General features: G+C 31.9%; 29 protein-coding genes. 15 read left to right on the forward strand and 14 right to left on the reverse strand.

The annotated features are described in order from the left end of the window. Positions 1–13: 13 nt before the first annotated feature. The 3 genes from pstS to WDZ98_RS07800 all read right to left on the reverse strand — a co-directional run bounded on the left by pstS (position 14) and on the right by WDZ98_RS07800 (position 3490). The gene (gene pstS, locus WDZ98_RS07790; protein WP_368059561.1) at positions 14–1555 is read right to left on the reverse strand and encodes a phosphate ABC transporter substrate-binding protein PstS; all 1542 of its coding nucleotides are present in this window, start codon (positions 1553–1555) and stop codon (positions 14–16) included. Between the two features lie 591 nt (positions 1556–2146). Beyond that, positions 2147–2344, reverse strand: a complete 198-nt coding sequence (locus WDZ98_RS07795) for a hypothetical protein (protein ID WP_368059559.1) — start codon at positions 2342–2344, stop codon at positions 2147–2149. A gap of 102 nt (positions 2345–2446) precedes the next feature. Further along, positions 2447–3490: a Vms1/Ankzf1 family peptidyl-tRNA hydrolase gene (locus WDZ98_RS07800; RefSeq protein WP_368059557.1), complete on the reverse strand. Its 1044-nt coding sequence runs from the start codon at positions 3488–3490 to the stop codon at positions 2447–2449. A gap of 325 nt (positions 3491–3815) precedes the next feature. Between WDZ98_RS07800 and WDZ98_RS07805 the strand changes: the two genes are divergently transcribed. The 8 genes from WDZ98_RS07805 (at position 3816) to WDZ98_RS07840 (ending at position 9225) form a co-directional block, all read left to right on the forward strand. Beyond that, positions 3816–4238: a hypothetical protein gene (locus tag WDZ98_RS07805; RefSeq protein WP_368059555.1), complete on the forward strand. Its 423-nt coding sequence runs from the start codon at positions 3816–3818 to the stop codon at positions 4236–4238. Between the two features lie 322 nt (positions 4239–4560). Further along, positions 4561–4953, forward strand: coding sequence for a hypothetical protein (locus WDZ98_RS07810; protein ID WP_368059553.1), 393 nt, complete (start codon positions 4561–4563; stop codon positions 4951–4953). 5 nt (positions 4954–4958) lie between these two features. After that, a complete protein-coding gene (locus WDZ98_RS07815; RefSeq protein WP_368059551.1) occupies positions 4959–5351 on the forward strand; it encodes a hypothetical protein in 393 nt (130 codons plus the stop codon). A gap of 300 nt (positions 5352–5651) precedes the next feature. Further along, positions 5652–6179, forward strand: coding sequence for an Lrp/AsnC ligand binding domain-containing protein (locus WDZ98_RS07820; RefSeq protein WP_368059549.1), 528 nt, complete (start codon positions 5652–5654; stop codon positions 6177–6179). 138 nt (positions 6180–6317) lie between these two features. Beyond that, complete coding sequence (locus WDZ98_RS07825) at positions 6318–6557, forward strand: Lrp/AsnC ligand binding domain-containing protein (protein ID WP_368059547.1); 240 nt, start codon at positions 6318–6320, stop codon at positions 6555–6557. Continuing rightward, the gene (locus WDZ98_RS07830) at positions 6557–7087 is read left to right on the forward strand and encodes an Lrp/AsnC ligand binding domain-containing protein (protein ID WP_368059545.1); all 531 of its coding nucleotides are present in this window, start codon (positions 6557–6559) and stop codon (positions 7085–7087) included. Before WDZ98_RS07825 ends, WDZ98_RS07830 begins: the two co-directional genes overlap by 1 nt. A 262-nt stretch (positions 7088–7349) precedes the next feature. Beyond that, complete coding sequence (locus WDZ98_RS07835; protein ID WP_368059543.1) at positions 7350–7604, forward strand: hypothetical protein; 255 nt, start codon at positions 7350–7352, stop codon at positions 7602–7604. Between the two features lie 148 nt (positions 7605–7752). Continuing rightward, entirely contained in the window at positions 7753–9225 is a 1473-nt protein-coding gene (locus tag WDZ98_RS07840) for a cation:proton antiporter (protein ID WP_368059541.1), read from the forward strand. Positions 9226–9265: 40 nt separating this feature from the next. On the opposite strand, the gene WDZ98_RS07845 is transcribed toward WDZ98_RS07840, so the two are convergent. Continuing rightward, a complete protein-coding gene (locus WDZ98_RS07845) occupies positions 9266–9523 on the reverse strand; it encodes an Lrp/AsnC ligand binding domain-containing protein (RefSeq protein WP_368059539.1) in 258 nt (85 codons plus the stop codon). 100 nt (positions 9524–9623) lie between these two features. Beyond that, entirely contained in the window at positions 9624–10040 is a 417-nt protein-coding gene (locus WDZ98_RS07850) for a universal stress protein (protein ID WP_368059537.1), read from the reverse strand. Positions 10041–10886: 846 nt separating this feature from the next. On the opposite strand from WDZ98_RS07850, the gene WDZ98_RS07855 reads away from it, so the two are divergent. Then, positions 10887–11069, forward strand: coding sequence for a hypothetical protein (locus WDZ98_RS07855; RefSeq protein ID WP_368060960.1), 183 nt, complete (start codon positions 10887–10889; stop codon positions 11067–11069). A gap of 209 nt (positions 11070–11278) precedes the next feature. Here WDZ98_RS07855 and WDZ98_RS07860 read toward each other — a convergent pair whose 3' ends face one another. Further along, entirely contained in the window at positions 11279–11686 is a 408-nt protein-coding gene (locus tag WDZ98_RS07860; RefSeq protein WP_368059533.1) for a hypothetical protein, read from the reverse strand. Positions 11687–11789: 103 nt separating this feature from the next. Here WDZ98_RS07860 and WDZ98_RS07865 point away from each other — a divergent pair, with 103 nt between their 5' ends. Continuing rightward, on the forward strand, positions 11790–12653 hold the full coding sequence (locus WDZ98_RS07865) for a prohibitin family protein (protein WP_368059531.1): 864 nt from the start codon (positions 11790–11792) through the stop codon (positions 12651–12653). A 16-nt stretch (positions 12654–12669) separates the two neighbouring features. Here WDZ98_RS07865 and WDZ98_RS07870 read toward each other — a convergent pair whose 3' ends face one another. Both WDZ98_RS07870 and WDZ98_RS07875 read right to left on the reverse strand, forming a co-directional pair. Then, positions 12670–12975, reverse strand: a complete 306-nt coding sequence (locus tag WDZ98_RS07870) for a hypothetical protein (RefSeq protein ID WP_368059529.1) — start codon at positions 12973–12975, stop codon at positions 12670–12672. A gap of 78 nt (positions 12976–13053) precedes the next feature. Beyond that, on the reverse strand, positions 13054–13926 hold the full coding sequence (locus tag WDZ98_RS07875; RefSeq protein ID WP_368059527.1) for a methyltransferase domain-containing protein: 873 nt from the start codon (positions 13924–13926) through the stop codon (positions 13054–13056). Between the two features lie 95 nt (positions 13927–14021). On the opposite strand from WDZ98_RS07875, the gene WDZ98_RS07880 reads away from it, so the two are divergent. Together WDZ98_RS07880 and WDZ98_RS07885 are read left to right on the forward strand one after the other, a co-directional pair. Beyond that, on the forward strand, positions 14022–15218 hold the full coding sequence (locus WDZ98_RS07880; protein ID WP_368059525.1) for a hypothetical protein: 1197 nt from the start codon (positions 14022–14024) through the stop codon (positions 15216–15218). 2 nt (positions 15219–15220) lie between these two features. Beyond that, positions 15221–16039: a SirB1 family protein gene (locus WDZ98_RS07885; RefSeq protein ID WP_368059523.1), complete on the forward strand. Its 819-nt coding sequence runs from the start codon at positions 15221–15223 to the stop codon at positions 16037–16039. On the opposite strand, the gene WDZ98_RS07890 is transcribed toward WDZ98_RS07885, so the two are convergent. The 3 genes from WDZ98_RS07890 to WDZ98_RS07900 form a co-directional block, all read right to left on the reverse strand. After that, entirely contained in the window at positions 16036–16206 is a 171-nt protein-coding gene (locus WDZ98_RS07890) for a hypothetical protein (protein WP_368059521.1), read from the reverse strand. The two genes, WDZ98_RS07885 and WDZ98_RS07890, sit on opposite strands and share 4 nt — an antisense overlap. 129 nt (positions 16207–16335) lie before the next feature. Further along, on the reverse strand, positions 16336–17184 hold the full coding sequence (locus tag WDZ98_RS07895) for a TrmB family transcriptional regulator (protein WP_368059519.1): 849 nt from the start codon (positions 17182–17184) through the stop codon (positions 16336–16338). Positions 17185–17460: 276 nt separating this feature from the next. Next, positions 17461–17622 carry a hypothetical protein gene (locus WDZ98_RS07900; protein WP_014965662.1) on the reverse strand — a complete coding sequence of 54 codons (162 nt, stop codon included), beginning with the start codon at positions 17620–17622 and terminating at the stop codon, positions 17461–17463. Positions 17623–17880: 258 nt separating this feature from the next. On the opposite strand from WDZ98_RS07900, the gene WDZ98_RS07905 reads away from it, so the two are divergent. From WDZ98_RS07905 to WDZ98_RS07915, 3 genes are read left to right on the forward strand one after another with little or no spacing between them, the layout of a single operon-like run. Further along, a complete protein-coding gene (locus WDZ98_RS07905; protein ID WP_368059517.1) occupies positions 17881–19626 on the forward strand; it encodes an ATP-binding protein in 1746 nt (581 codons plus the stop codon). A 27-nt stretch (positions 19627–19653) separates the two neighbouring features. Then, entirely contained in the window at positions 19654–20022 is a 369-nt protein-coding gene (locus WDZ98_RS07910; RefSeq protein WP_368059515.1) for a response regulator, read from the forward strand. Between the two features lie 8 nt (positions 20023–20030). Further along, the gene (locus tag WDZ98_RS07915; RefSeq protein WP_368059513.1) at positions 20031–21413 is read left to right on the forward strand and encodes a histidine kinase dimerization/phospho-acceptor domain-containing protein; all 1383 of its coding nucleotides are present in this window, start codon (positions 20031–20033) and stop codon (positions 21411–21413) included. A gap of 560 nt (positions 21414–21973) precedes the next feature. Here the strand turns inward: WDZ98_RS07915 and WDZ98_RS07920 are convergent. Genes WDZ98_RS07920 through WDZ98_RS07930 form a run of 3 tightly spaced genes read right to left on the reverse strand, consistent with a single transcriptional unit; the run spans position 21974 to position 23521 of the window. Beyond that, complete coding sequence (locus WDZ98_RS07920) at positions 21974–22486, reverse strand: hypothetical protein (RefSeq protein ID WP_368059511.1); 513 nt, start codon at positions 22484–22486, stop codon at positions 21974–21976. Positions 22487–22494: 8 nt separating this feature from the next. Then, entirely contained in the window at positions 22495–22686 is a 192-nt protein-coding gene (locus WDZ98_RS07925) for a hypothetical protein (protein WP_368059509.1), read from the reverse strand. Further along, a complete protein-coding gene (locus WDZ98_RS07930) occupies positions 22676–23521 on the reverse strand; it encodes a hypothetical protein (RefSeq protein ID WP_368060962.1) in 846 nt (281 codons plus the stop codon). Before WDZ98_RS07930 ends, WDZ98_RS07925 begins: the two co-directional genes overlap by 11 nt. Between the last annotated feature and the right edge of the window lie 504 nt (positions 23522–24025).

A 24025-nucleotide genomic window follows, 5' to 3' on the forward strand; every position in this document is an offset into this window, starting at 1 on the left:
GATTTTGGATGATTTATCCACGGTATTTTTTGTTCAAGCCAAAGATCAACATAGCTGGTGCTGCTAGATACATTCCAAGATTCATCATAATTACACCTATACCATAGCCTAAAACTTCAGAGTCAGACTCAGCATATTGCATTATAGACAAAGATGATATTAATGGAGTAATTCCAATTTTTATCATTTCTTTGAATACGGGGTTTGCTCTTTCCATATCAGCAATGGATGGGGAGAATGAGTAATACAATTGGTTAAATCCTGTCATAAAAGATGTACCAGATGCAGTATTCATTAGTTGATTATCCCGAATTTCTCTCAACATCTGAACTTGTGGTGCCATTTCTGTACCATACGTTGCAGTTGCAATTAGACAACCGCCAGTCTCCGTTTTTTCAGTTTGTTGTTTAATCTCTTGTGTAACTTCTGACTGTGGAGATGCATTTGCATCCCAGAGAATTTCTCCATCATATGTTATTTGTTGTAGTCCTTGCTGTCCAAGTATTGTTACTTTATCAGATAGTGGAACATACAGCAAACTTGGTGAGAATTCTTGGCCATCAGTAATCATCCAATTAATTAAATGAATTACGGCTTTTGCTTGTTCTTTGGTTTTAGTTACTGGTTTTAGATCATCATGCACTAACAAGTATGTAAAACTTGCAATTGGGTATGAGTTAGAACCTGGTGCGTTAACTATTGATACTTCTGCCCAGCTATCTTTAGATGCAGGCAAACTATCAGCAGCACCACTAGATGCATCAGAGATGCTGTCTAAAGATGGTTCAATGAATGCAGATTTGTCAGCATTTTGAATTGATGCAAAACTCATCCCTGTTTGAAATGCATAAGCAAGTTCAACATATCCAATAGCATATTCTGTAGATTTTACAATTCTTGCAACGCCTTCATTGCCTGCAGCAGCTAGTCCTGTTGGCCATGGAACAGATTTACCTTTGCCCACTTTGTCATGCCATTCTGGACTAACAGTACTCAGATAATCTGTAAAGACGAATGTAGTTCCAGAACCATCTGATCTTTGAGCTGTGACAATGTTTTTGTCAGGAAGATTCAACTCAGGATTTGTTGCAACAATTTTAGGATCATTCCATTTTGTGATTTTTCCCAAAAATATTTCTGCGACAGTATCAGCAGTTAGTTTTAGTCCCTTGTTTGGAACTTCAGGTAGATTATAGGCCACTACCACTCCCCCAATTGTTTCAGGAATGTGGAATGTTCCAGGGGCTAGTTTTCTTTCTGATTCTGTTAGAGGTGCATCAGATGCTGCAAAATTTACAGTTCCTTCTATGTGTTGTTTAACTCCACCACCACTTCCAATTGATTGATAATTGAGGTTTACATTGTCGTAGATATTGTTGTATTCAACTCTCCATAAATCAATGATAGGGTAAGGGAATGTTGCACCTGCACTAGTCAAATCATATTGAATGTTTGGATTAGGTGCTTCAGGAGCTGTTGCTGCGTCTGCATAAAGAGGAGTGATGATCGCTCCAAATGCAGTCAATAAAATCAGTAACGATGTTTTTGTCTTCATTGCTTAATAATTTTAAAAATTCTATTTACAAATACTAGGCATAGATTATAGTAGTTCCATATACTATATAGAAAATTATTTCTTAACAAGTAAAATGTAGTAGATGAAAATATAATATTTTATGGATTCTATATTAGTTAATCTTTAGACACATTTTACAATATCATTTGTAATGACCTCACAATCTTCCTTGAGCAACAACAAAGCAGAAAAGAAATTGCAGATAGCCAATTATATTTTCAGACTTGTTCATCTAACTGCAATCAATCTAAATCTAAGCAATGATAGGGAGAAAAAACAGGACAAAATTTAGTTGCCAGATGAATCATGTAGAAATTGTGGAAATTTACTACAAATTTTTTCAAAATGTAAAGAATGTAAAATAGTAGAACAGGAAATATGCTTCAAATGTAATAATAAAACAATGACGAGGTACCACAATTGCATAAAATCATCTATATCCATATGTTAATTCTGTATGGATCATAGAAAACAATACTAATCAGTTTTTAATTGAATCTAATGTCTCCATATTATACAAAAAATTAAAACACTTTATGATTATAATACCAACAATGTCTAGTATAATTGCTAGTAACGAGATTTTCTAACAGTAGCTAACTTTTTTTGTGATCTTGGTGTTTTTGTTTTAGCTTTTGATTTTTCTACTTTTCCTTCTGCTTTAACAATTTTACCGCTTCGTCTTGCAGCTTTTAGTATTTTGATTCTAGTTTTTTGTTCTTCTTTTTGTTTTTTTATTTCAGCAGCAGTTAGTTTTTTTCTTACCATTAATGTGTAATCTACTCCATCATAGATAAGTGAGATCATAGTTACAAATGTGTGAAAAAATTGGGTTCTGTCAAGTGTATGAGGCTTGAGTTTTTGAGCGAATCATTTTATTCTGTATCGGAGTATGGCCAAAACAGAGTCATGAATTTGTAATTTGGTTATAATTGCTGGAGAGGATACAAATTCTATTTTAGATGACTTTTTTCTTGCAATCTCAAGCATGTTCATTATTTTTTTGAACTGAGAGTTTGTGTGATATTCTGCTGAAACAATGAGCGTGTCTACCGCACCTAATTCCAGTGCCTTGTAAATTACATCATTTCTTTTTGCAGTTAGCTTGTCTTTAACTAGTTTTTCATATTTTTTAATAATTTCTTCTACATGCTTTCTTCGATATTGGTAAAGATGATGAATTATTTTCTCATGTACACAACTAATTGGAGTTGAAAAAGACAAGTTTTCAACAAATCTACACTTTTTTACTAATTCGGAATCAAGCTCATCAAAAAACTCCGTTTTTGCATTACCTGGACCTCCTAACAGTATTAATTCAGAATTTGAATCCATAATTTGAACTTTCTTTACAACTTTTTTGAAGAAAACATGAATTTTAGTTTGTCTTGCCCTGAGGAATCTCCCTTGACTCTGTCCTCCTTTTTTATGTCTTCCACGCAGATCAATGCTTTCTTTTGATTCTTGTATAATCCGGTTACCATGAAACTTTTGTATTGTTGCAGATTTTTGATCGAGTGTTACTAGTATTACGTCATAATTAGTTTTGAGTATATCACGAAATGGCTTGATGTACGGTTTTTTGCTTACCATGTAGATGTATGGCAATCTTTTTGAGGTTGCAATTTCTTTAGTGTGCACTTTTCCGTTTACTAGCCATCCAAAAATACAAAATGTCTTTGCAAACTTTCCTGTAGAAGCATAATCATTTTTTATTTTACTAATTATTTGTTCAATTTTTGATTCTATTTTTTCAAATTCCTCTTTTCTCTTTGTTTCCTGTAGCAAAGATATTGTTTCTTGCCCCTTTGTAGACGGATAATAAAGCGACACACAAGGAAAACGAATTTGTTTTATTTCATATAGAAACTGGTTAAGCGCTAGCCATTCAGCTGGAGATATCTCAGAATCCACGAATAACAGACGTTGCATTAGTATTCAAATTTACCTATACGTAATCTAGGAATTAACCAGATGTTGAAAAATCCATAGTATCATATGATGTTTCAGATCTTCAACAAAAGTTACAAGAGATAAACCAAGATCTGATGATTATGTTTAATATCCTATGAGATTAATCAGATATTTCATCTTTGTAAGATTAGACAAATTCTAAAATTGTGTCGTATATAAGATTATAATAATTATTAAAAAATTGTTTGTTTCTGCTTGATTCTTTGAACATTTGTATAGTTTTTTGCTAGGTAATATTATCTAAAATATATTCAATAAAGTAAAAGTGGCAAAATCCCCTAACGAAACAAAAGATATCTTTAATGTGTCTAAAAACAATGTGGAACGATATTTTGAAGAGGTTGAAAAAATTTCACCTAAATATCATCAGTCTATTGCAAAACTTCAACAAGATTACATCGATGCATGGAAAACAGTGATCAACTCTGCTATTTCTTTGGAACAAGAGTATGCACTCAAAGCAGGTTACAAAACAGAGGCATCTGAATCAGTCCTTAGAACCATTCGTGATATTACTGATATTTCTCTTCAAGCATATGCAACCCAAAACAAAATTACTGTAGATACATCTGAAGCAACAAAAGAAGCTTTCAAAATGTTTAATCAAAATATAAAATCTTTTTCTTCTCTTAATAAAGAAATTATGGGATACATAATGTCGATATTTGAACAGAAATTAAATACGTAATCAGAGATTTTTTACCTAACATCATTCCAAATAATTTCTTGAATTTTATTTTGTCCTATTTTATTATCTTTAAATCACAGTTGCAATCCTCTCGTTTACCACATTTTGGACAGTTACAGTCACATAATAGTAATGAAGTGTCGCAACTAATGCATTTAGTGTATTCTGCAAAATCTTCTTTCATTTTATGTATATAGGTGATAATGAAAAATAAAGGTTAGATTTTTTTCCTTTACATTTATTAAAAATAATTTTAATTTTCAAACAATTTTAAAGAAAAGACGTCATTAAGATTATGTTACATTAATGTTATTTTCTATTAATGTCTGTGACGCAAAATCTTAACGAACATGAAGAAAAACTACTCAACATGATATTAGGGGAAGTTCCAAGCTCCAGAATTGCAATAATTTGTGATCATGACGGAAACATTCTATGGAATAGTATCAGAGACGGTACCACTAGTTATCTTAACATGAATGAAACAAAAGAATCTCTAAAGAGATCCATAAAATCATGGGAAGAACGTGACAAATATTCTGGAAAAATAGGCAAGGGAAAATATGCAATAGTGGCTTATGATAAAATAAAAAGAATCACAATACCTCTGCCAAATAACCATCTTTTGTTTGTAAGTTTAGAAGGGGAAGAATTCGGCAATGTTAAAAATATAATTACCATAGTAAATTGGGTAAATTCCAACATGGGGTTATAGTTACAATGGATTATGAGAACCTTTTACAAAGAATCATGCATTCAGATGTAAATGTTAGACACAGTGTTGTAACAGATCTAGATGGAAATATTCTTGCAACTAATCATCGTGAAGGAATAACAAATTATCTATCCCCTGAAGAAACTGCATCATCTCTAAAAAGAGCAGCTAGTGCGTGGAAAGCAAGAAAACAACTAAGCCACAAGATTGGCAGGGGGCTTTATGCAGTTGCAGCATTTGAAAAAATAACACGCATTACTTTTCCATTAGGTGAGAGTAATCTAATTTTTGTTAGTTTAGGGTCAGATACGATGAGGATGGATCTTCATGAAGGAGGACAAAAACAAATCATTGAACATGTTCTAAATATTCTAAGTCGAGATCCTACTAAAGGATAATAAATTAAATTGCGAGAATCAAGCCTTGATCATGTAAAAAGTATAGACAGTAATCTTGCATTCATCCTTTGACAATGCGCATCGATACTCTTTTTCCCTCTCGATGTTTTTGATTTGATTACTGCCTTGATTAACTGTGTCATAATAAAATAAAAACTACTCTAAAGCAATAATGAATATTTGTTTAATTTTTCAATTGTTATTGAATATTTGAATTTGCTGTGAAATCTTTTATTCTAATCGTGTATTATTATAGTGATGTTTCAACATCAAACTTCATACAAAGGCAGTGAAAAATAAATGCCCAAGGCATATGTTTTGATGAACTGTGACTTGGGTTCAGAAAAACAAGTAATTGCGTCGTTGAAAAATATTGAAGGCATAAAAGAAGCTCATGGCACACTCGGTCTATATGATATAGTTGCACAAATTGAATCAGACACTGAAGAAAAAATTCGAGAGATCGTTACTGTTACTGTTCGCAACATGCCAAAAATACACTCTACAGTTACTTTGACACGTTCAGAATCGGGAGAACTGTTTCAAGCATCTGAAAAACTAATTGGAATGATGTTGGGACAGAATCTTGCCAGAGCATATGTTGTTATTCATTGTGATAACGGGGAAGAATATACCACATTAAAAAATCTCAGTCACATACCAGAAGTAAAAGAGGCAGATGTGGTTTTTGGATTTTATGATGTTATTTGTAAGATAGAAGCATCAGATGAAAAGACATTGGATCATATTCTTACCAAAGCCATAAGATCTTTACCTCACATTAAAACCAGCATGACTCTGAAGATAATTAATGAGCAAGAATCATAGATCTTATTATTTTTGCCAACATCTATGTTTATGTTTAAATGAAATAATATTCAGATGTTTAATTTTTAGATAAAAAACATTACAATTTTAAGTAATTCAGAGAGTTTTACTTAAATAATTTTTGAGCATGTATGAATTATGGAAACTGCTTATGTCCTAATCAACTGTGATCTTGGTTCTGAAGAAGCAATACTTGATTCTCTAAGACACATGGAATCAATAAAGGAAATTCATGGAACATTTGGCGCATATGACATTATTGCAAAGATAGAAAATCTAGACAGAGACAAGCTCAGAGAAATCATAACGTGGAATATAAGAAAAATCAAACATGTTCGCTCTACTCTCACATTGATGGGAATTGAGGGACGGAATTAATGGTAAAAGCATACGTTTTGATTGTGAATGAATCTGGAAAAGAAGATTATATAATTTCAAATTTAATAAAAATTCCAAGCATTACGGATGCATATGGAACGTTTGGAACATATGATATTCTAACTAAACTAAAATCATCAAATGAAGAAGATCTCCAACACGACATTACAAATGGAATTAGAAAAATGCCAAAGATCAGAGGAATTACAACACTACTAGTTGACAAAAAACCAGGAATCTCAAAGATAAATAAAATTGAACAAAAAGTTCTAGACGAATATATGGTTCATGCTTTTATCACTATTCATTGTTCAAAGTCAGATGAATCTGACATAATGGAAAGATTGCAAGAGATTCCTGAAGTGGTGGAAGCTGACATTCTAGTTGGAAATTATGAAATAATTTGCAAGCTTTCTGCACCCACATACAACGATATTTCAAATATTATTAGCAAAAAGATTAGAAAGGTTCAGGGAATAAAATCTACACTTACAATCAATGTAATAAATAAACAGGGATTTAGCAGATAGTTATTTTTTAGGTAAAATCCATTATTTCGCCTTTAGCAAGTCTCTCTCTAAACTTTTCTTTGAATTCTTCACGGTGTTTTTCCTGAATTCTCTTTTTTTCACTATTTTCTAGGTTCTTTGCCATATTCAGTAGATAGTGATTATTGGATTTATCCTAGCTTGTAAGAATTCTATAAATCTGTTTAACTTTTTTCAAATTTTTAATCAATAATTAAGAAATTCAACAATCAAAGTTATTTTCAAGGATACACATGCGTGATTAATGCAAGATGCTCTTCGTCAAGACATAGACGACTTGGAAAATGAGATTTTACAGATTGAGGAGAATATAGTTGAATTTTCGAGAATGAAGTATGAGGAAGGAATAAAGATATCATTACGTAAGTTAGAGTCAGATTTAAAATATCTAAGCATACTTGCAAATGGGATTCCAATTGAAAAAGATGAAGATAGAAAGATCATGGATTTTTTGAGAACGCACTATAACAAATTACAAAAACTATCAGTTCCAGCATAATTTTTTAAATATCTGTGTTTAGATAACTTTCAGTTCATCAAAGGAAACGATGCATGAACTTGACCAATCATTCAATTCCCATTTTATTATCAATTATTATTCACTCATCACGAAATTAATCAAGAAAGAATATTCAAAGTAGAACTTGATGTTGCACATTCTAAGTATATTTGGCATACTAAATCAATATATTAATGGAATTTACCAATCTTTGGAATTTGATATAGAACCATTTTCAGTAAACATAGCAAACATGTTTAGTGGTTTTAATCAAGAAAACATTCCTGAATTTCTTCAAGAATTCATAAATGTCAGTAGTAGCATACTGGAATCGATTTCTTCTGATTCAATAATATCTGCACCTATGTTGTTGTTAGCTGCAGGTGTAACTATATTTTTTGGAGTGATGGGTGAATCATTTTTCAAAAAAACAGGAATTCCAGATGTAGCATTTTTGATGTTGTTAGGTGTACTTTTTGGTCCTGTGTTAGGATTAATTCAACCAGATGTTGTAATTGAAGTTGTTCCTTATTTTGCTGCCTTGGCATTGATAATAATTATGTTTGATGGTGGATTGAATTTGGATCTTGGACATATGGTAAGAACAGCTCATTTTGCAATCTTGTTATCAATTATTGGCTTTGCCATATCTGTGGGAATTGTTGCAAGTCTTGCTCATTATGCATTGGATTGGTTTTGGTTAGATAGTATTCTTTTAGGAGCCATGGTAGGTGGCAGCAGCTCTGCAATAGTATTTGGATTGGTAAGAAATCTCAAAATCTCAGATAAAACAAAATCGCTACTAAGTTTCGAGTCCGCACTTACTGATATTTTAGCCACAATCATTGCATTTGTGATGTTTGGGGCAATCATAGCAGGTTCTTTAGATTATAACACATTAGGCGATACCATTGGAAATTCATTGCTTGTAGGAATTTCTCTTGGTTTAGGTGTCGGGCTTCCTTGGATGTATTTGACAACCAAGATGGGCAATTCTCAACACAGCTACATGTTGACATTGGGAATTTTATTTGTGCTTTTCTTTATGGCAAATACTTTTGGAGAATCTGGCGCTCTTACCGCACTAGTATTTGGATTGATGATAGGAAACAAGAAGAGATTTGCAAAGATTTTCAGATTCAAAATTCCAAAAATTGAGGCAGACAATGCCATGCACAATCAATTGACTTTTCTAGTTAGAACTTTCTTTTTTGTATTTGTAGGTCTTCTTGCTAGCTTTGGCAATGTTGAATATATCATATTTGGTGTAGTTACTACAGTCTTAATCTATATTGGAAGAATCATACTTTGTAAAATGATTCTAATTGGAAGTTTTTCAAAATTAGATAAAAAAGTTACATCTATAATGATTCCACGCGGATTGGCAGCAGCTGTGTTAGCTACATTACCACTTACTATGGGATTACCTAATGCGGAAGCATATCCTCAAATAGTTTTTGCAATTATCATGACATCTGTTGTACTAACAACTATGGGGCTGGGAAGTGCCAAAAAAATACCTCCTCCAGTAGCAGAAGAGGGAGGATTCATCATAAAGGATTCACTAGAAGAGGATACTGAATCTAAAAAGATAAAACAAGATTTGGATAAATCCTTTTAATAAAAATTTCAGTTTAATTTCAAATGCTGACTAGAGTGTGTTAGTTGGGATTACGATCTATTGTTCCGCCTTGTCCATACAACACATGCATGGTATAGGTAGACTCGATGTCAGGATGATTTCGTAATCTCTTGACAATTGTATCCACACCATCAGGATCGGTAGTGGCAATCTTTAGAAATATATCGTATTTTCCCCAAACACCATTGATTTCAGTTATTTCAGGCATTTCTTTGAATTCGGAAATTATTGTAGTTTCCCTTCCAGTAACACAGTTTAACAAAACATAAGCTTGCATACATTAAATCCTGTTCAGAGTAAATAAAGATGCATAGATTATTTCTGATAATAATTGGTTTGTTTTAAAATTGAATGTAAATCAGATAGGATCACAAAAATTACTTGACCAGATATACAGGAATTTTAGATTTTTGTATGATGTAATTTGAGACACTTCCAATCATATCGCCTGATGCAGAGCCAGCACCAGTAGTACTCATAACTATATGATCAAACTTTCCAGATTTTGCCATATGTAATGTGACATGACTAGGTGAACCTCTCAGTAGTTTTGTGGTAAATTTAATATTCTTATTTCCTGCATGTGTAGATGCCTTTTTCAGAACAATCTCTCCATCTTCTTTAAGTTGCTTATCAAATGCCTTTGTTCTAGGACCACCTTCTAAAACGTGGGGAATTACATGAATGCATGTTACTTGTCCATGTGTAAACCCTGCAAGAGTTATTGCTCTGTCTAAAGCTTGAAAAGATTTTTTTGAACCATCAACTGGTACCAGAATTCTATTAAGATCCATTAAAAAAAATCAAAGATTGTTCCATATTAAGAGTAGAATTGATTCTCAATTGAGAGATTAAACATTTGAGATTGTTTGTGATGTCAAATAATTGTAGAAAATGTGAAAAACATATTTAGAAAATAAGTGCGTGTAATTTGAAAAATAAGACAGATAAAATCAAATTCTTAGTTAAATCAATAATCAATGTTTATGATTTTTGATGCAGCTGTCACAGAATTCAGAACCACAGGAATCACAAGAAACTAACTGTCCTGGCCTATATCCTGTAAAGCAGTTATCACAGCTTGTACCATTCATGAAATTATCAACCAGTATGAGAGATAAAAAGATAAAGTAGACAGATTGGAAATCACATAGTAAAACAACTAGAAACTCATTTTCTAGACAGGATTAATCATTTTATGAAACATTTACAGGTACAATCATACATACCAGCTTTTCCCATACATTGATCATGATGTTCATTATAGCATTTATTACAAATCAACATATCAATCATGGGTTTTCTTTTCATGGGTTTTTTCATGAGTTAAGACTTTGGAAAAAGTGTCTGAATTTCCATCCCATTTGAAGTTACATTGTCTACAATTGTATTTCATTTTATTTTGTTAAATCCTCTTGTTTCTTTTCGGATTCTTTGAACGAATTTACATCATTTGAAATTTTGGTTTTAGAAGAACCAGATCTCAGTTTTTCAATAATTTTTTTAAACATACTATTACTAGATTCTCTCTGGTATATACTGGCGTATTTGACAGAGTTTATGCCTTGTTTTCGATAGACTTTTTATCACGATTAGTCATCATGCGCAAGTACATATGGCTTGTTAGTTTCTATGTAGATATGGTAAACTACTTGGGAGATAACAACAAACAACAAGTTCATAATTTAGAAAATCAGAAAGAAAATTGTCAAATGGATGAAATTAAAATTGTGCATAAAAGATACTTTATTCCAGATACATTTGAACAAGCAAATGCTGAAGGATATGCTAGTTGCATTCATTGTATTGAAAATTTACAATAGCGCATATGGCAGGATATCTTGGTGATAAATCAAATGGAATCGTACATCATCTAGCACAGATGACAAAGGAATGTTTGATATATTATATAAAAAAAGAAAATAAAATATATTTTACACCAGATACTCTTAGTCAAGCAAAAAACAAAGAATTTGTTCCTTGCACATACTGTATTAATGAGACATAAAATAAAATTTTGTGCTCAATATATTTAAGAATAATATTCTTTGAATCCCTTATCAGTAGGATGGAGTTCAATTCTAGAACCAAATAATCCTTGTTTTTGGATTACCTTCAACATACCAGTTATCTCTAAATCTTCCAGTATAGCATCAAGTTCTTTGTTATCCAATCCAGTGTTTTTTTGAATACTTTCAAATGTTTTTGAGCCTCTGTGTAAGGCACCCAATACAAGACTGTTTTTTGTTTGAGGCTTTGAAGACTCAACTTGTGGTTTTTGGTAAGATTCGTTAAAATTTGACTGAGATAATTTTTCTTGTATTTTTTGAGGTTTAAAATTACCAATTCCATATTTGGTTAATAATCTAGGAATTATTCTTGCTAACGGAATTGCTAAAAAAATTACAAGATAAATCCAAGAAAAATTGGGATCTGCCATGTTTTTTGTAATACGAATTAACATAAATTTGTTAATAGACACTAATTCCAAATGATTTCCTCAGTAGATTGGTATAATAGTGGTAGGGTAATCACTAGGTATATTGTCAAAGTATCAATCTCCTAAAGTTAAAGTAAACGTTGGGGCTGCGAAAGGAGTTTTAATTGGAATTGTTTTGTTAATTATCATCGGTGTTGTGGCAGCTTCTTCAGTTCAAATTGTCGAATCTGGAAATAGGGGGGTTTTACTTCATTGGAGTGCAGTTGATACTAACTTTCCACCTCTAGAAGAAGGGCTTCATTTTGTGGTTCCATTTCAAGATAGTGTTGTAAACATGGAAGTTAGAACACTGAAATTTATCAAGGCGACATCTTCTGCATCAAAAGATCTTCAGACGGTATCAACAGAAGTAACAGTAAACTATAGACCATCTCCAAACTCAATTCATACACTATACAAAGAAGTAGGATTAGATTATGAAAATAGAGTTATTTCACCAGCAGTAGAGGAAGTAGTAAAACAGGTTACAGCCAACTATAATGCTGCAGAATTAATCACAAAACGACCTCAAGTTAAATCAGATATAGAATCTGAAATTACTACCCGTCTTCTAGAATACAACATCTTAACAGATGTCATTTCAATTACCGATTTCCAATTTTCTGTATTATTTGCTCAAGCCATTGAATCTAAAGTAGAAGCAGAGCAAAAGGCACAAAAAGCAGAAAATGATTTAGTCAGAATAGAAGTAGAAGCAAGACAATTAGAAGCTCATGCCGAAGGTCTTGCAGCAGCAAACATTGCTGAAGCCAGAGGTGAAGCAGCAGCAATTGCAATTATCAATGAAGCATTAGCAACAAATCCAAATTATTTAGAATGGTTAAAGACTCAAGCATGGGATGGAAAATTACCTCTAGTTGTAGGTGAAGGTGGGACACCATTCATTTCAATACCAACAACCCCTTAGATTATTTAGAAAATACTTAGTCGTTTTCTTTGTTTTTCTGATTATCCCTTATTACATCATACATTATAAGAAATTGATCAGGTTCATTCTGTCTATAATTTTTCTCAAGATTTTGAATTTCTTGATGTGAAATTTTCTCTCCTTTGATATCATAATATTCTTTAATAATTTGAGAAGGGGTTTTTTTTATATTATATTTTTTAAGAGATTGATTTACAGATCTTTTACAAAACAAATCATATAGTACAAATCGGTATACAAGATATCCAGATAATCCAATAATCATTACAAGTATGATTGGAATTATTATGATTGATGCCATATTATTCGTAAGGATGTTTTGATATTTGATTGTTCTTCTTTAAAGATATTTTTGTTATCAACCTAAAATAAATAAAAATTATTTTTTAGAGCACACTAAATCAACTTTGTAGTTTAACGTAGTGCGGGGATTTAGTTTTAAATTCCAAGCAATGTACGAGGGTGTTTTTGTGTTAGGCATGATTTTAAATCCTAAATTCTCTAAATTTGTGCGTAATTCTGTTTCATTAAGGATTTTTTTGACGGAATGTATACCCCTATCAAAGTCATACGGATCAGAGATTACAAAATATCCAGAAGATATTTGTTTTGATACAGCAGTTAAAAATTTTATAGGTTCAACTAATTCTAAAACATTTAGAGCAAGGACAAGATCAAATTGTAATTTTCCAAATACTGGAGATAAAAAATCAGACACAATATAATCAAGATTATCATGACAGGATTTTTTTGCAAATCTTAATGCTGTAAATGATCTATCAACACCAAACACCATTGTATGAGATTGGGCTAGAACAGAAGTCATAATTCCAATTGAGCAACCATACTCTAAAACGAGATCAGATTTTTTTGCAAAGTCAAGATTTTTTTGTATGTGTGAATAAAATTTTGAGGATTTGCTATTTTGATATATGTTGGACCAACGTTCTTCGAGATCAGTTCTGTCATCATTAATTTGATTGATTTTGGATAAAGAAGATTTACAAAATTGTTTTAGAGTGGAATTTTCAATTAGTTGGTATATCTGTCCACCCAATTTTTTACGTGAGGAGAGATAAAGCGAAAAATCATCCCACATTATAGGAATTTTTTCTATGATTGGGAATTGTGCATTACATTTTTTACATTCTAAAATTCCCTCCATAACTTCTCTATCATACTTGAATGTGTTTAATTCTAATTTTGAGCAACATCTAACGCATCTCAAAAATTCAAGACTTGATTCTAACATTTTCAGATAACAGAAGAATAATTTTTGAATTAATAATTTCTTTGATAAGAAAAACAAGTTAATCTTAAATGGAGTGTTTTTGAATTTTATGCAAATTGGGAGAATTTCAAGAATTTGCTGAGGCGTTATTTGGACAATTATCAGTGGAATTAAACGAAGAAAAGGAGATCATGGGGCTAGCAGCAAAAGCTAAGGAAGACATTACCAACAAAGTGCAATTCAAGGAATTAGATGAGATTGCAAATTCAGTATTATCAGATTTTAAAAATAAAGTAGAAGAATTTCTCGGAGTAAAAGTTCCAGAAAACATAGTGTTAAAATTTCCAGAGTTAGAAGAATTAAAACGAGTTAAAGGAAACAAAGTATTTGCAGACAAAGAATCAAAAGAGTTTGTTAAAGAACTATTTCATGCAGTTGCAAAAGAAGATTTGAAAAAAATTGCAGAGCTAATGCAGCAAGACACTGCAAAATATTTAGTATATTCAACATATGCAATTCAATACATTTCTAAAATCACAACAACGTATGGTGATTATCTTGACTCTGTGATTTATTTGAACAAGTTCATTTTATCAAGATACCCACAAATAATTCTACATAAACAAGGAGAGCCTTATGAATCAAGATTTGATGATGTAAATTCAGGGTATTTTGGAGCGGTAAAAATGACTGTACTTGAAGAACTAATTCATTCTGCACAAGAAAATCTTCAACAAGTTAACAAGAATGCTGCAATGCAAGTAAATAAAATAAATGAAGAACTGGCAAAAATCATCTTAGGATTAGATGCTGAAACAGTTAACAAGTTATCAGAATATTGTCAACTACAAATAGTGCCAGACGATTTTCCAATTGCAAAAAAAGCTAATTTGTTTTTCTTTTTGAATCCGGATCATTTCTTAATTGAACAAATCGGCCCAGATGTAATGACATTTACACATGTAGAAATAGACCCAAAGATTGGAGAGGCAATTCCAGAGCTTTTAGAGATTTACAAAAAATGGCTAGTTCCAATTCAACAACATCATGCAACGTTTACTGTAATGGAGGGCATGGCTGCTTTTGCAATTGAACATATCTTAAAAGATGATCAAGATTTTCAAAACTATCTTACAGCATTTGTTGGGACTGATTTTTCATCGTATCAGGTTAGAAAAAGCATGGGTAAGGACTTTACAAAAGCAATATATGAAAAACTAGGTAAGAATACCTTCAAAAAAATGATTGAAATCCCTCCAAACACTAGAGAGTTAAAAGAACCTCAACTATACCTCAAAAAACTGAGTATGTGATATTGGAAGAACAATTTGATCCATTAGTTGCAGAATGGCTTTCATTTGTAAAAAATCCAAATTTTAACTTGGTTGAAAAATGTCTAAAATTTGCACAAATTTTGGAATACCCAGATCTGAATGTTGATGAATATATCAAAAAAATAAATCAAATTGGAAAATCTCTGAAAGAAACAATCAGTGATGTAAAAAATCCAACGTATCTGATATCAATGTTAAACGAACATCTGTTTGAAAACTTGGGTTTTAGTGGAGATGATGACGATTACTATAATCCAAAAAATAATTTTCTAAATGAAGTTATTGATAAGAAAACAGGTCTTCCCATCACGATTTCAATACTTTATGCAGAGATTGCAAAATTTATTGGGTTAGATCTTAAAATTGTTGGATTTCCAAGTCACGTGTTAGTGAAATATAATGAAGAGATGATTCTAGATCCATTTTATGATGGACGTTTATTAGATGTAGATGACTTGCAAGACATTTTAGATACTAATTTTGGAGGACAGTTAGAATTCCAACCAGAATTCCTTGATGAAGTAAAACCAGAGCAGATTCTAGTTAGACTTGCACGTAATTTGAAAAATTCCTATGTACAGTCATTTGTTTACGAGAAAGCAATGCGATGTGTAAACATGGTTTTAGCAATGGAAGACGAATCATCAGAAGACATCAGAGACAAGGGGATTATAGAAGAGAGGCTACTAAATTACGAAAGCGCTTTGAAATATTTGAATAAATATTTGGAACTCAATCCAAATGCAGAAGACGTAGACTATATTTTGGAATTAATTAGAAGTATAAAGACAAAAAATTAATCAATTATAGACTCTACATCAGATCCTTTCTTGATCATCGATATTTCATGACGAGCGATTTTATTTCTTAGTGCACGTTTGAGAATATCAACTTCACTGCGAAGTAAGGCAATTTCGTCTTCGAGTTTTGCAACTCGTTCATAGATGGTTTCAGCTTCTGAACTCATGATTATCTATCAGGAAAAAATTGTCTTAAAAAGTTAGCGTATCCACATTTTATGCTCTTAATAAAAAAAATTGACCTCAGAAAAGCTAAGATGACGCTTAATGGCGTATTTTTCAAAATTTGTGAATGCTTATTGAATGAATTTATCGCCTTTTTCCCAAGACAATTCAAATAATGAACTCATCATATCCACTAGAGTTTCAGAATCAGACCACCATGCAAAGATTTGCCTTGTTGGGTGGTTTGCATTACGCATAAAGATGAGAACTTCTTTTTTATCATTAATTATAAAACATTTGTTTTCAGAACCTGTTTGACAAACTTTGATTTCTTCATGAAAATCTGAAAAAAAATCAGGAATTTTTGATAATGATGTAACAACTATTTTTAATTCTGTGGGAGATTCTTTTGTCCAATCAAAAACATCTGAATAATACATTCTGTGAATATCTGCCAAACTTCCATAAATTCTAAAATCTTCAATGCTAGACCTTATCATTTCTTTGATTTTGTTATTGATTGGTCCTGTCCCATGTAACAATTGCATTTTTTCAGATTTTGATTCATCTGTTTCTATTGCAAAAAATGGAATCTCTTTCCACATTTCTGATAAAGATTCTTCTTTTATTGCTAAAGAGTCTATTTTTTCTTGTTGTTGTTTAACCAATGTAGTAATTGCCTCCTTCATATCCATAGCAGTGTATTTTGTAGGATGGGACAATTCTGCAATAACTAGTCCTAAACTTTGTAGAGAATTTACAAGATGATACGTTTCAGTTCTTGGCAATTGTAATGCCTTAGACACCTCAGAAGCTGTTTTAGAACCATATTTACCTAGGTAAATGAATACTTTGGCCTGACTTTTTGTGAGTCCAAAATTAATTAATTCATTTTGTATTTTTTCAAGAACAAGCTTGTGCTTGTACATTGCAGTGTCAGATTCGTTATCAAACAAACTGATTTGATTTTCAAAATTCATTTGGATGTCTCCATTGTTTGTTGTTTAATCTTGATCATGATGTCACTAGTCATTTTTAATAGAGATTCCATAGAATTAGAGATTATATTAGGAACTGCTGGAATCTGTTGTTCATGGTTCACTGACATTCAAAAGGTGTAAGAATGATTTGGTAATAGGAAGAAGGGAAAAAACCATGCTTGATCGATTCCGATCTGGTCATTTTCTACATATTATCAAGTAAATAAAACATGACAAAGAATTGTAGATAATCATCTAAGTGATTTTTTGATTATTTTATAATTCAAATTCTTGACGACATTTTTCACATTTTGCTCGCTCTTCTCCAGGGGAGCCAAGAATGAAAATTTTACCAATAGTTTTACAGAGAGGACACATTCCTGTTGTCGCATTTTTTGGACCAGTACGAATAATTTTTTGGGTTTTTCTTCTTCCCATGAAAAAACTTCCTGAATCGGTCTATTAAGTTTTAATGGCGCGTGGGATATAATTAGGAGTGAGATTTTGCACTTTTCTGTATATTAGAGGCTCAGATTTTGCACTTTTCTAAAGGATTTTTGGGATAGTTATGGCTCTGGATTTTGTACTCCTCAAAAAGAGACATACTAAAAGCAAAAAAAAACGTCAAAACTGCAACCATACTAAATCTAGTCAATACATAATGTTTAGTAACAGTAATCGCAATTGTGGCTATACTTGAACAAGGAGATTACATTAACTGTCATAGTTTTGGTTTTAACCACAGCTTCAATTGTGGGACTGCTGTATATTTACACACACAATGAGATACAAAGAATTAATGATGAAATAACAAAAACAAAAATAAATGAGGTTGATGCTTTATCATCCCGTTTTACATTAAGATTACAATATGTTACGGGCATAATGGAATTAACCAGTAAAACTTTTCCAATGACAAAACCTCCGACATATTCTAATTTAATCTCTGATCAGTTAAAAGGCATACCGCAAGATGTAGACCATGATAAAAGAGAATTAGCAAGAAATGTGTTTGATAAAAAACTTGATCTTGATTATGTTTTTTATGCCATGCCCAATGGAGATATCTACTTTTTAGAGCCATTTTCTTCACAGGTCAAACTTTCTCAATTGAATTTTGCTTTTAGGGACTGGTATGTGGGGGCAATGAACACTGGTTCTACATATGTAAGTGAGGTCTATGTTTCTGCTAATGAAAATCATAATGTGATAGCCTTCGCAGTTCCAATACACAGTAATGCTAACCAAACTTTGAATGGAATCTTTGTTGGAGCACTTGATCTTGGTGCAGTTCAAAGATCATTATCATATGTGAATTTTGGGCAAAATGAATATTTTCTCATAGTAGATCACAATAATAACATCGTAGTAGATTCTCGAAGATCAGCACCAGACGTTGAAATCAAAAGATTTACGTTAGATTTGAATGGACAGTCACAAGAAAATAGAGTCAACATCATAACAAAATCCATAGATGAAAAAGATCACATCATAGCATTTAAAACCATATCTGTTGGAACTCACAAATGGTCAATCATGTCAATTCAACCATATGGTGATGTGTTTGCATCGTCTGTTGCGTTGAGAAATGAAACATTTGGAATGATTGCCACCATAATTGCAATCACAAGCATGTCTGGATTTTTTATGATCAGAAAAATAAATATAAACATACATCTCTCAAACAGACTACAACAAAGCAATTCGGAATTAGAATTAAAAACAGAGCAAATCAAACATGTTGATATTCAAAAAGACGAGTTCTCTGCCATGGTTACTCATGAATTAAAGACTCCAATAATGCCAATTTTATGGCATTGTAATTTGTTAAAAAAAGGAATGGCAGGTGATCTTAATGCAGAACAGATGGAATCAATAGAGTCTGTTGAAAAAAACACAAAACATCTTGAATCCCTCATTAGTGATATCATGGATATAAGAAAACTAGAGATGGATAAGATGAAATTCAATTTAGAATCCGTCTCACTTGATGAATTCTTTGGCAATCTTGATCATGCTTATAAAAACACCTTGGTTGACAAGAAAATATCATTTAAGACAAGATATCCTTCAGGAATTACAATCTGCACAGACAAGACAAGACTGCGACAAGTCTTTGATAATGTAATAGGAAATTCCATAAAGTTTGTTCCTCAAAATACTGGCATAATTGAGATAATAGCAGAGACAAAAGAAAACGAATTGGCAATATCTATCAAAGACAATGGCATAGGCATTCCTCCCGAAAAACAAAAAGGATTGTTTCAGAAATTCTATCAAATAGATACATCAGAGAGAAGAAAAAGTGGAGGGACTGGACTAGGGCTTGCCATCTCCAAGGAAATCATAGTCAAACTTGGAGGTTCAATCAGGCTTGAAAGTGATGGCAAGACAGGCACAACAATTCACATTAGTCTGCCTATTGAAGATCAAAAATCTTAAAATAGATCGTTCACATATTGTGAATGTATGCACTTTTTGTTGGTTGACGATAATGAAGAAATTACAAAAATAATGTCAAAATATTTTACAAAAAAAGGTCATTTGTGTACAGTTGCAAATGACGGTCGCAATGCACTTGAAATCTTACAAGGTCAAAAATTTGATGTTACACTACTTGATCTTGCAATGCCTGAATTTTCAGGCAGAGATGTAGTTATGCATTTAAAAAACAATGGAAAAATAAATGATCATAACATAGTGTGTCTTACAGCATCTTCTCCTTCTGGAGAATATGAAGATGAATTAAGAGCCATGGGAGTAAAAGCTATACTGAAAAAACCAATTGATCCTGATGTATTACTTGACTTTATGAATCAGTTTCAAATCAAACATTAACAATCAATATGGATGATCATATTATTAATGAACTGCAACAAATAATTTTATTTCAGAAAAAACTAGAACAAATAATCAACAGTGATGAACAAGATAAATCAAGACAAATACCTGATTTAATAGACAATCTTGAATCTACAAATATCCTTACTGAAAAACTTGTAAGTGATATACTCTCAGATAAAACAAAATTCGATAAAGAATTTTTAAGTATACTTAATCATGAATTGCGTACTCCACTTGTGCCGATAAAGACATATTCGGAAATGTTAATGCAAAATAAATTTGGGAAGTTAAATGAGCAACAAAAAGAAAAGTTGGATATTATTATAACAAACACCAATCTACTGCAACAAAAAATAATGGATCTTCTCAAACAAAATGCAGATAAGATTTCATCAGATAAAGAATACAGACATCATCTAAAAGAGATAGAACAAGAAAAAGTATTGCTGGAAAGATTAAATGATCTTTTGAATGACGAAATAAAACAAGACAAAAAGACAGTACATGAATTACAAGATACCGTGACAAAATTGAATCAAAACCAAAAAGAGTACAGACAAGAAGAATGGTTTTTAGATAAACTCGTAAAAGATGAAGAGAAGAAAAATAACCTTCTTGCCAAAAAAAACCTTATAATCATTGCAATATCTGCAATAATTGTTAGTGCAGGATTTGTAGCATATTCTACATATGTGGTAAGCGTTGTAGGCTCACAATACAAGATAATCAATATTGGGGACATGCGATCAGGCTATGTAATCCAGAATTTGCGAGGAGACACCATAGACACATGGCTATCATGGAGACTAGTTGAGGGAACAACAATTGACGTCAATTTACTTGACGGTGAAAAATATCCTGACATGGCAGAGATTGTAAGAAAAGTGCTTTTATCAGAGGAATCAATTGAGATTGACAACTCACTATTACACAAGGGTCTCAAAGGTACAACATCCACGTATTATGTAGGATGGGCAGGAGCTCTTGGGAGTATTGATAATCCTACAGAATTTTACATTCCTAAAAAATTCAACCTGATAGAGTCAGCAAAAGGGGAAGGTGCCATTACAATAAGACTTACTCCTCTGAGCAATGGCGATGGCTATTCTGGGTATACAAAATCAATTGCAGATGATGCACAAAACCAGATATTAAAATCAGAGATTACAATATATGAAATAGATAAACTATCAAAGGCACAGTTTGAAACAATACTTCGACACGAGCTTGGACATGCGTTAGGTCTTGCTCATTCCACAGCTGCTGAAGACCTGATGCATCCAACGATAGAGACGAATTATCCGTACATCTCTGATTGTAATATTGATGCCATAATATTGCTGTATGATGGCGGGAAGAAAAGCGAAGTAACATGTGAAATATGAACGTGATTCTAGAAAAATTTACAGTAAAGTTTCAGAAAAACTAAACTCATAAACTGTAAAGTTTTATTAAAATTTTATTATAATTATGGAATGTTATTATGATTATGAAAATTTTATTATAATTGCAAAACTTGTCAATATTGATAATAACAATACTTTGTGCGTAATTATGAAATCATTCTGATATTATTATAAAATCAGGCACGGAGTTTTATTAAAATCATTTCAAAATTAGGCATGAATTTTGATAATATGCAAAACAATATTGTTTCATTTAGAAACTATTTTATTTTTAATGTCTGTAATATCAAAACCAAACTACATCCATTGACTTTATGCTTTGATCATTCATTGTTGTAATTGTAAAACATTAGCACATTCATTGTTGTAATTGTAAAACAATGATTGTTGTAATTGTAAAACATTAGCACATTCGTTGATTGTTTTAATTCGTTGACATAATGGGTTTTTCAGGCGTGAATGACTCTATTTTTTGTGTATTGTTACAATGATAAAATCAACGAGTGACAATTTTACGAAGGAAGATAGTATTCTAGATTTCATTTTCTATTTTCTTCAGATAAAGTCATACAATATGGATTTTTCAAATAGCTCAAAATATCCTCTTGTGCTACTTCATGTTGTAATTTATCTCCAATCCAACAATAAAATCTCATATGAGTTAGATCATAACTGCCATCAAAATACAGATTCATTCTAACATGAAAATCATCATCATTTCCTGCAAAATATGATACATGAGCATCTTGTACTGATACGTTGGCATCATCATATTTGGCATAAAATGCTACAACTTCTGGTTTGTCTTTGTAACGTTCAATTAATGTCAATTTGTGAGCCTGTTTTTCAGCATAGTCTTCTCTGGCATCCGACCAATCTGGAAGATGCCCGTTTAGGAATAGTTCCCAACAATGACTAAAACTTGAGCGAGGATCTTTCATCCATATAGGCGGATACAGACAGTCATACATTTGATCAAAAAGATATACAGCAATGCCTGAAATAATTATTCCAAATACTATCAAAAATATTATCAGAAACTTAGTTTTCATTTTCTACCTCAAAATGTATTTGTAAAACTCCTAAACCAGTCGACCCATCTTGGCTCTAGTTTACAAATTGATGTGCAAACATAGTTTTCAGGTGCGTTTGGAGGAATGATGCAGGGTTTACACGTCATATCAACCATAGACCAAATGATAAACACAATGACTGTTCCAATTAATGCAAAAATGATGATTTTAGTTTTCATTTTTTTCCTCAAGTAATTCTAAAAGTTCATCCACACAAATATCAAATTCTGATTGGGGAAATCCAAATCCTATGTCTTCAATACCATATTCTGCTCCATTCTCAAACATACTTGAGTGTCTAGCAAGATGGATCATCATGTCATATGTACAAATTTGAGGCACATCATATCCCAAAAACGAATAGCCAAATTGGAATCTGTATTCCATAGGAGCATATTTGGAATCACATAATTTTTTATCATCGTACCAAGTTCCATTTAACAAATCACATTGTACTTTGTTTTCAACTATTGGGATTCCTGTTTGAATGTCGTATTTTCCAATTCTTTGGCATTTGTCATTCTTGATCATACCTCGACCTCCCATACATAATGCTTCATCTAATTCATATGAGCCCGAATCTGTTTTGTTTTCTAATTCTCCTGTCGCACGTTTTTCAAGAATCACATTCCAACATTCTTCAAATTTTTCTTTAGACATTCCATCAGGTAAGCCAATAAAATCTAGATAATATCCTCCATCAGACTCAAAATCCAAAATATTTGAGTGTCTGGAAAGATGCTCAAGCATTGGTTTGGTACACCCCATTTCCTCAAATTGTTTTAATGAGATACAGGTATCGAGAGTAACACCACTTTCAGTTTCACCAGAAGTTTCCCTATCCACAACAAAACAAATTGGGTCAGGTAAGATTTTTTGAGGTTGAGGATTTTCATCACTAGTTATCATTCCGGTAGCTAGTTTAATTTCCTGATTATATGCAAGAGAAACGTAGGTTGTAGAAATTGCAATAATAACAATTATTCCGATGATTATCACGGGTTTAGTTTTCAATTATTCAAATTGAAATTATGATGTTCATAAGTACTTCGAATCTGTTACTCTTGAGAGATAAAATGAAACATCTAGCAAGTACATCTAGAACCATCCCTCATCTTAGGATTACATATTTTACAATCTAAGAGACATTTGTATTCTGGGCAATATCCGCAAAATTGCTTCTTTTCAGAATTGGGCAATATGATATTTTCAACTTCAAATTACAAAAGATTTGTTCTAAAGTCCTTCTAAAAGGATCAAAAGGTTTCATAAGCAATTTTTAGTTTCATCATGATCTGTGACATTTCTAATCCTCTGTCTACCCAAAGTTAATTTTGTTTTGTGAATTGTTTTCAAAAATAGGCATAGTTGTGACATTTCTTGGGCTCTGTCTATATTCCCCGCGCCATTAAAACTTAATAGACCGATTCAGGAAGTTTTTTCATGGGAAGATATTGAATATGAATTGGGATTTTAATCCCTCTTTTTTATCTTGTTGAAAGAACTCTATAGAATAAT

The sequence above is a fragment of the Candidatus Nitrosopumilus sp. genome (genome assembly GCF_040878665.1).
Taxonomy (GTDB): domain Archaea; phylum Thermoproteota; class Nitrososphaeria; order Nitrososphaerales; family Nitrosopumilaceae; genus Nitrosopumilus.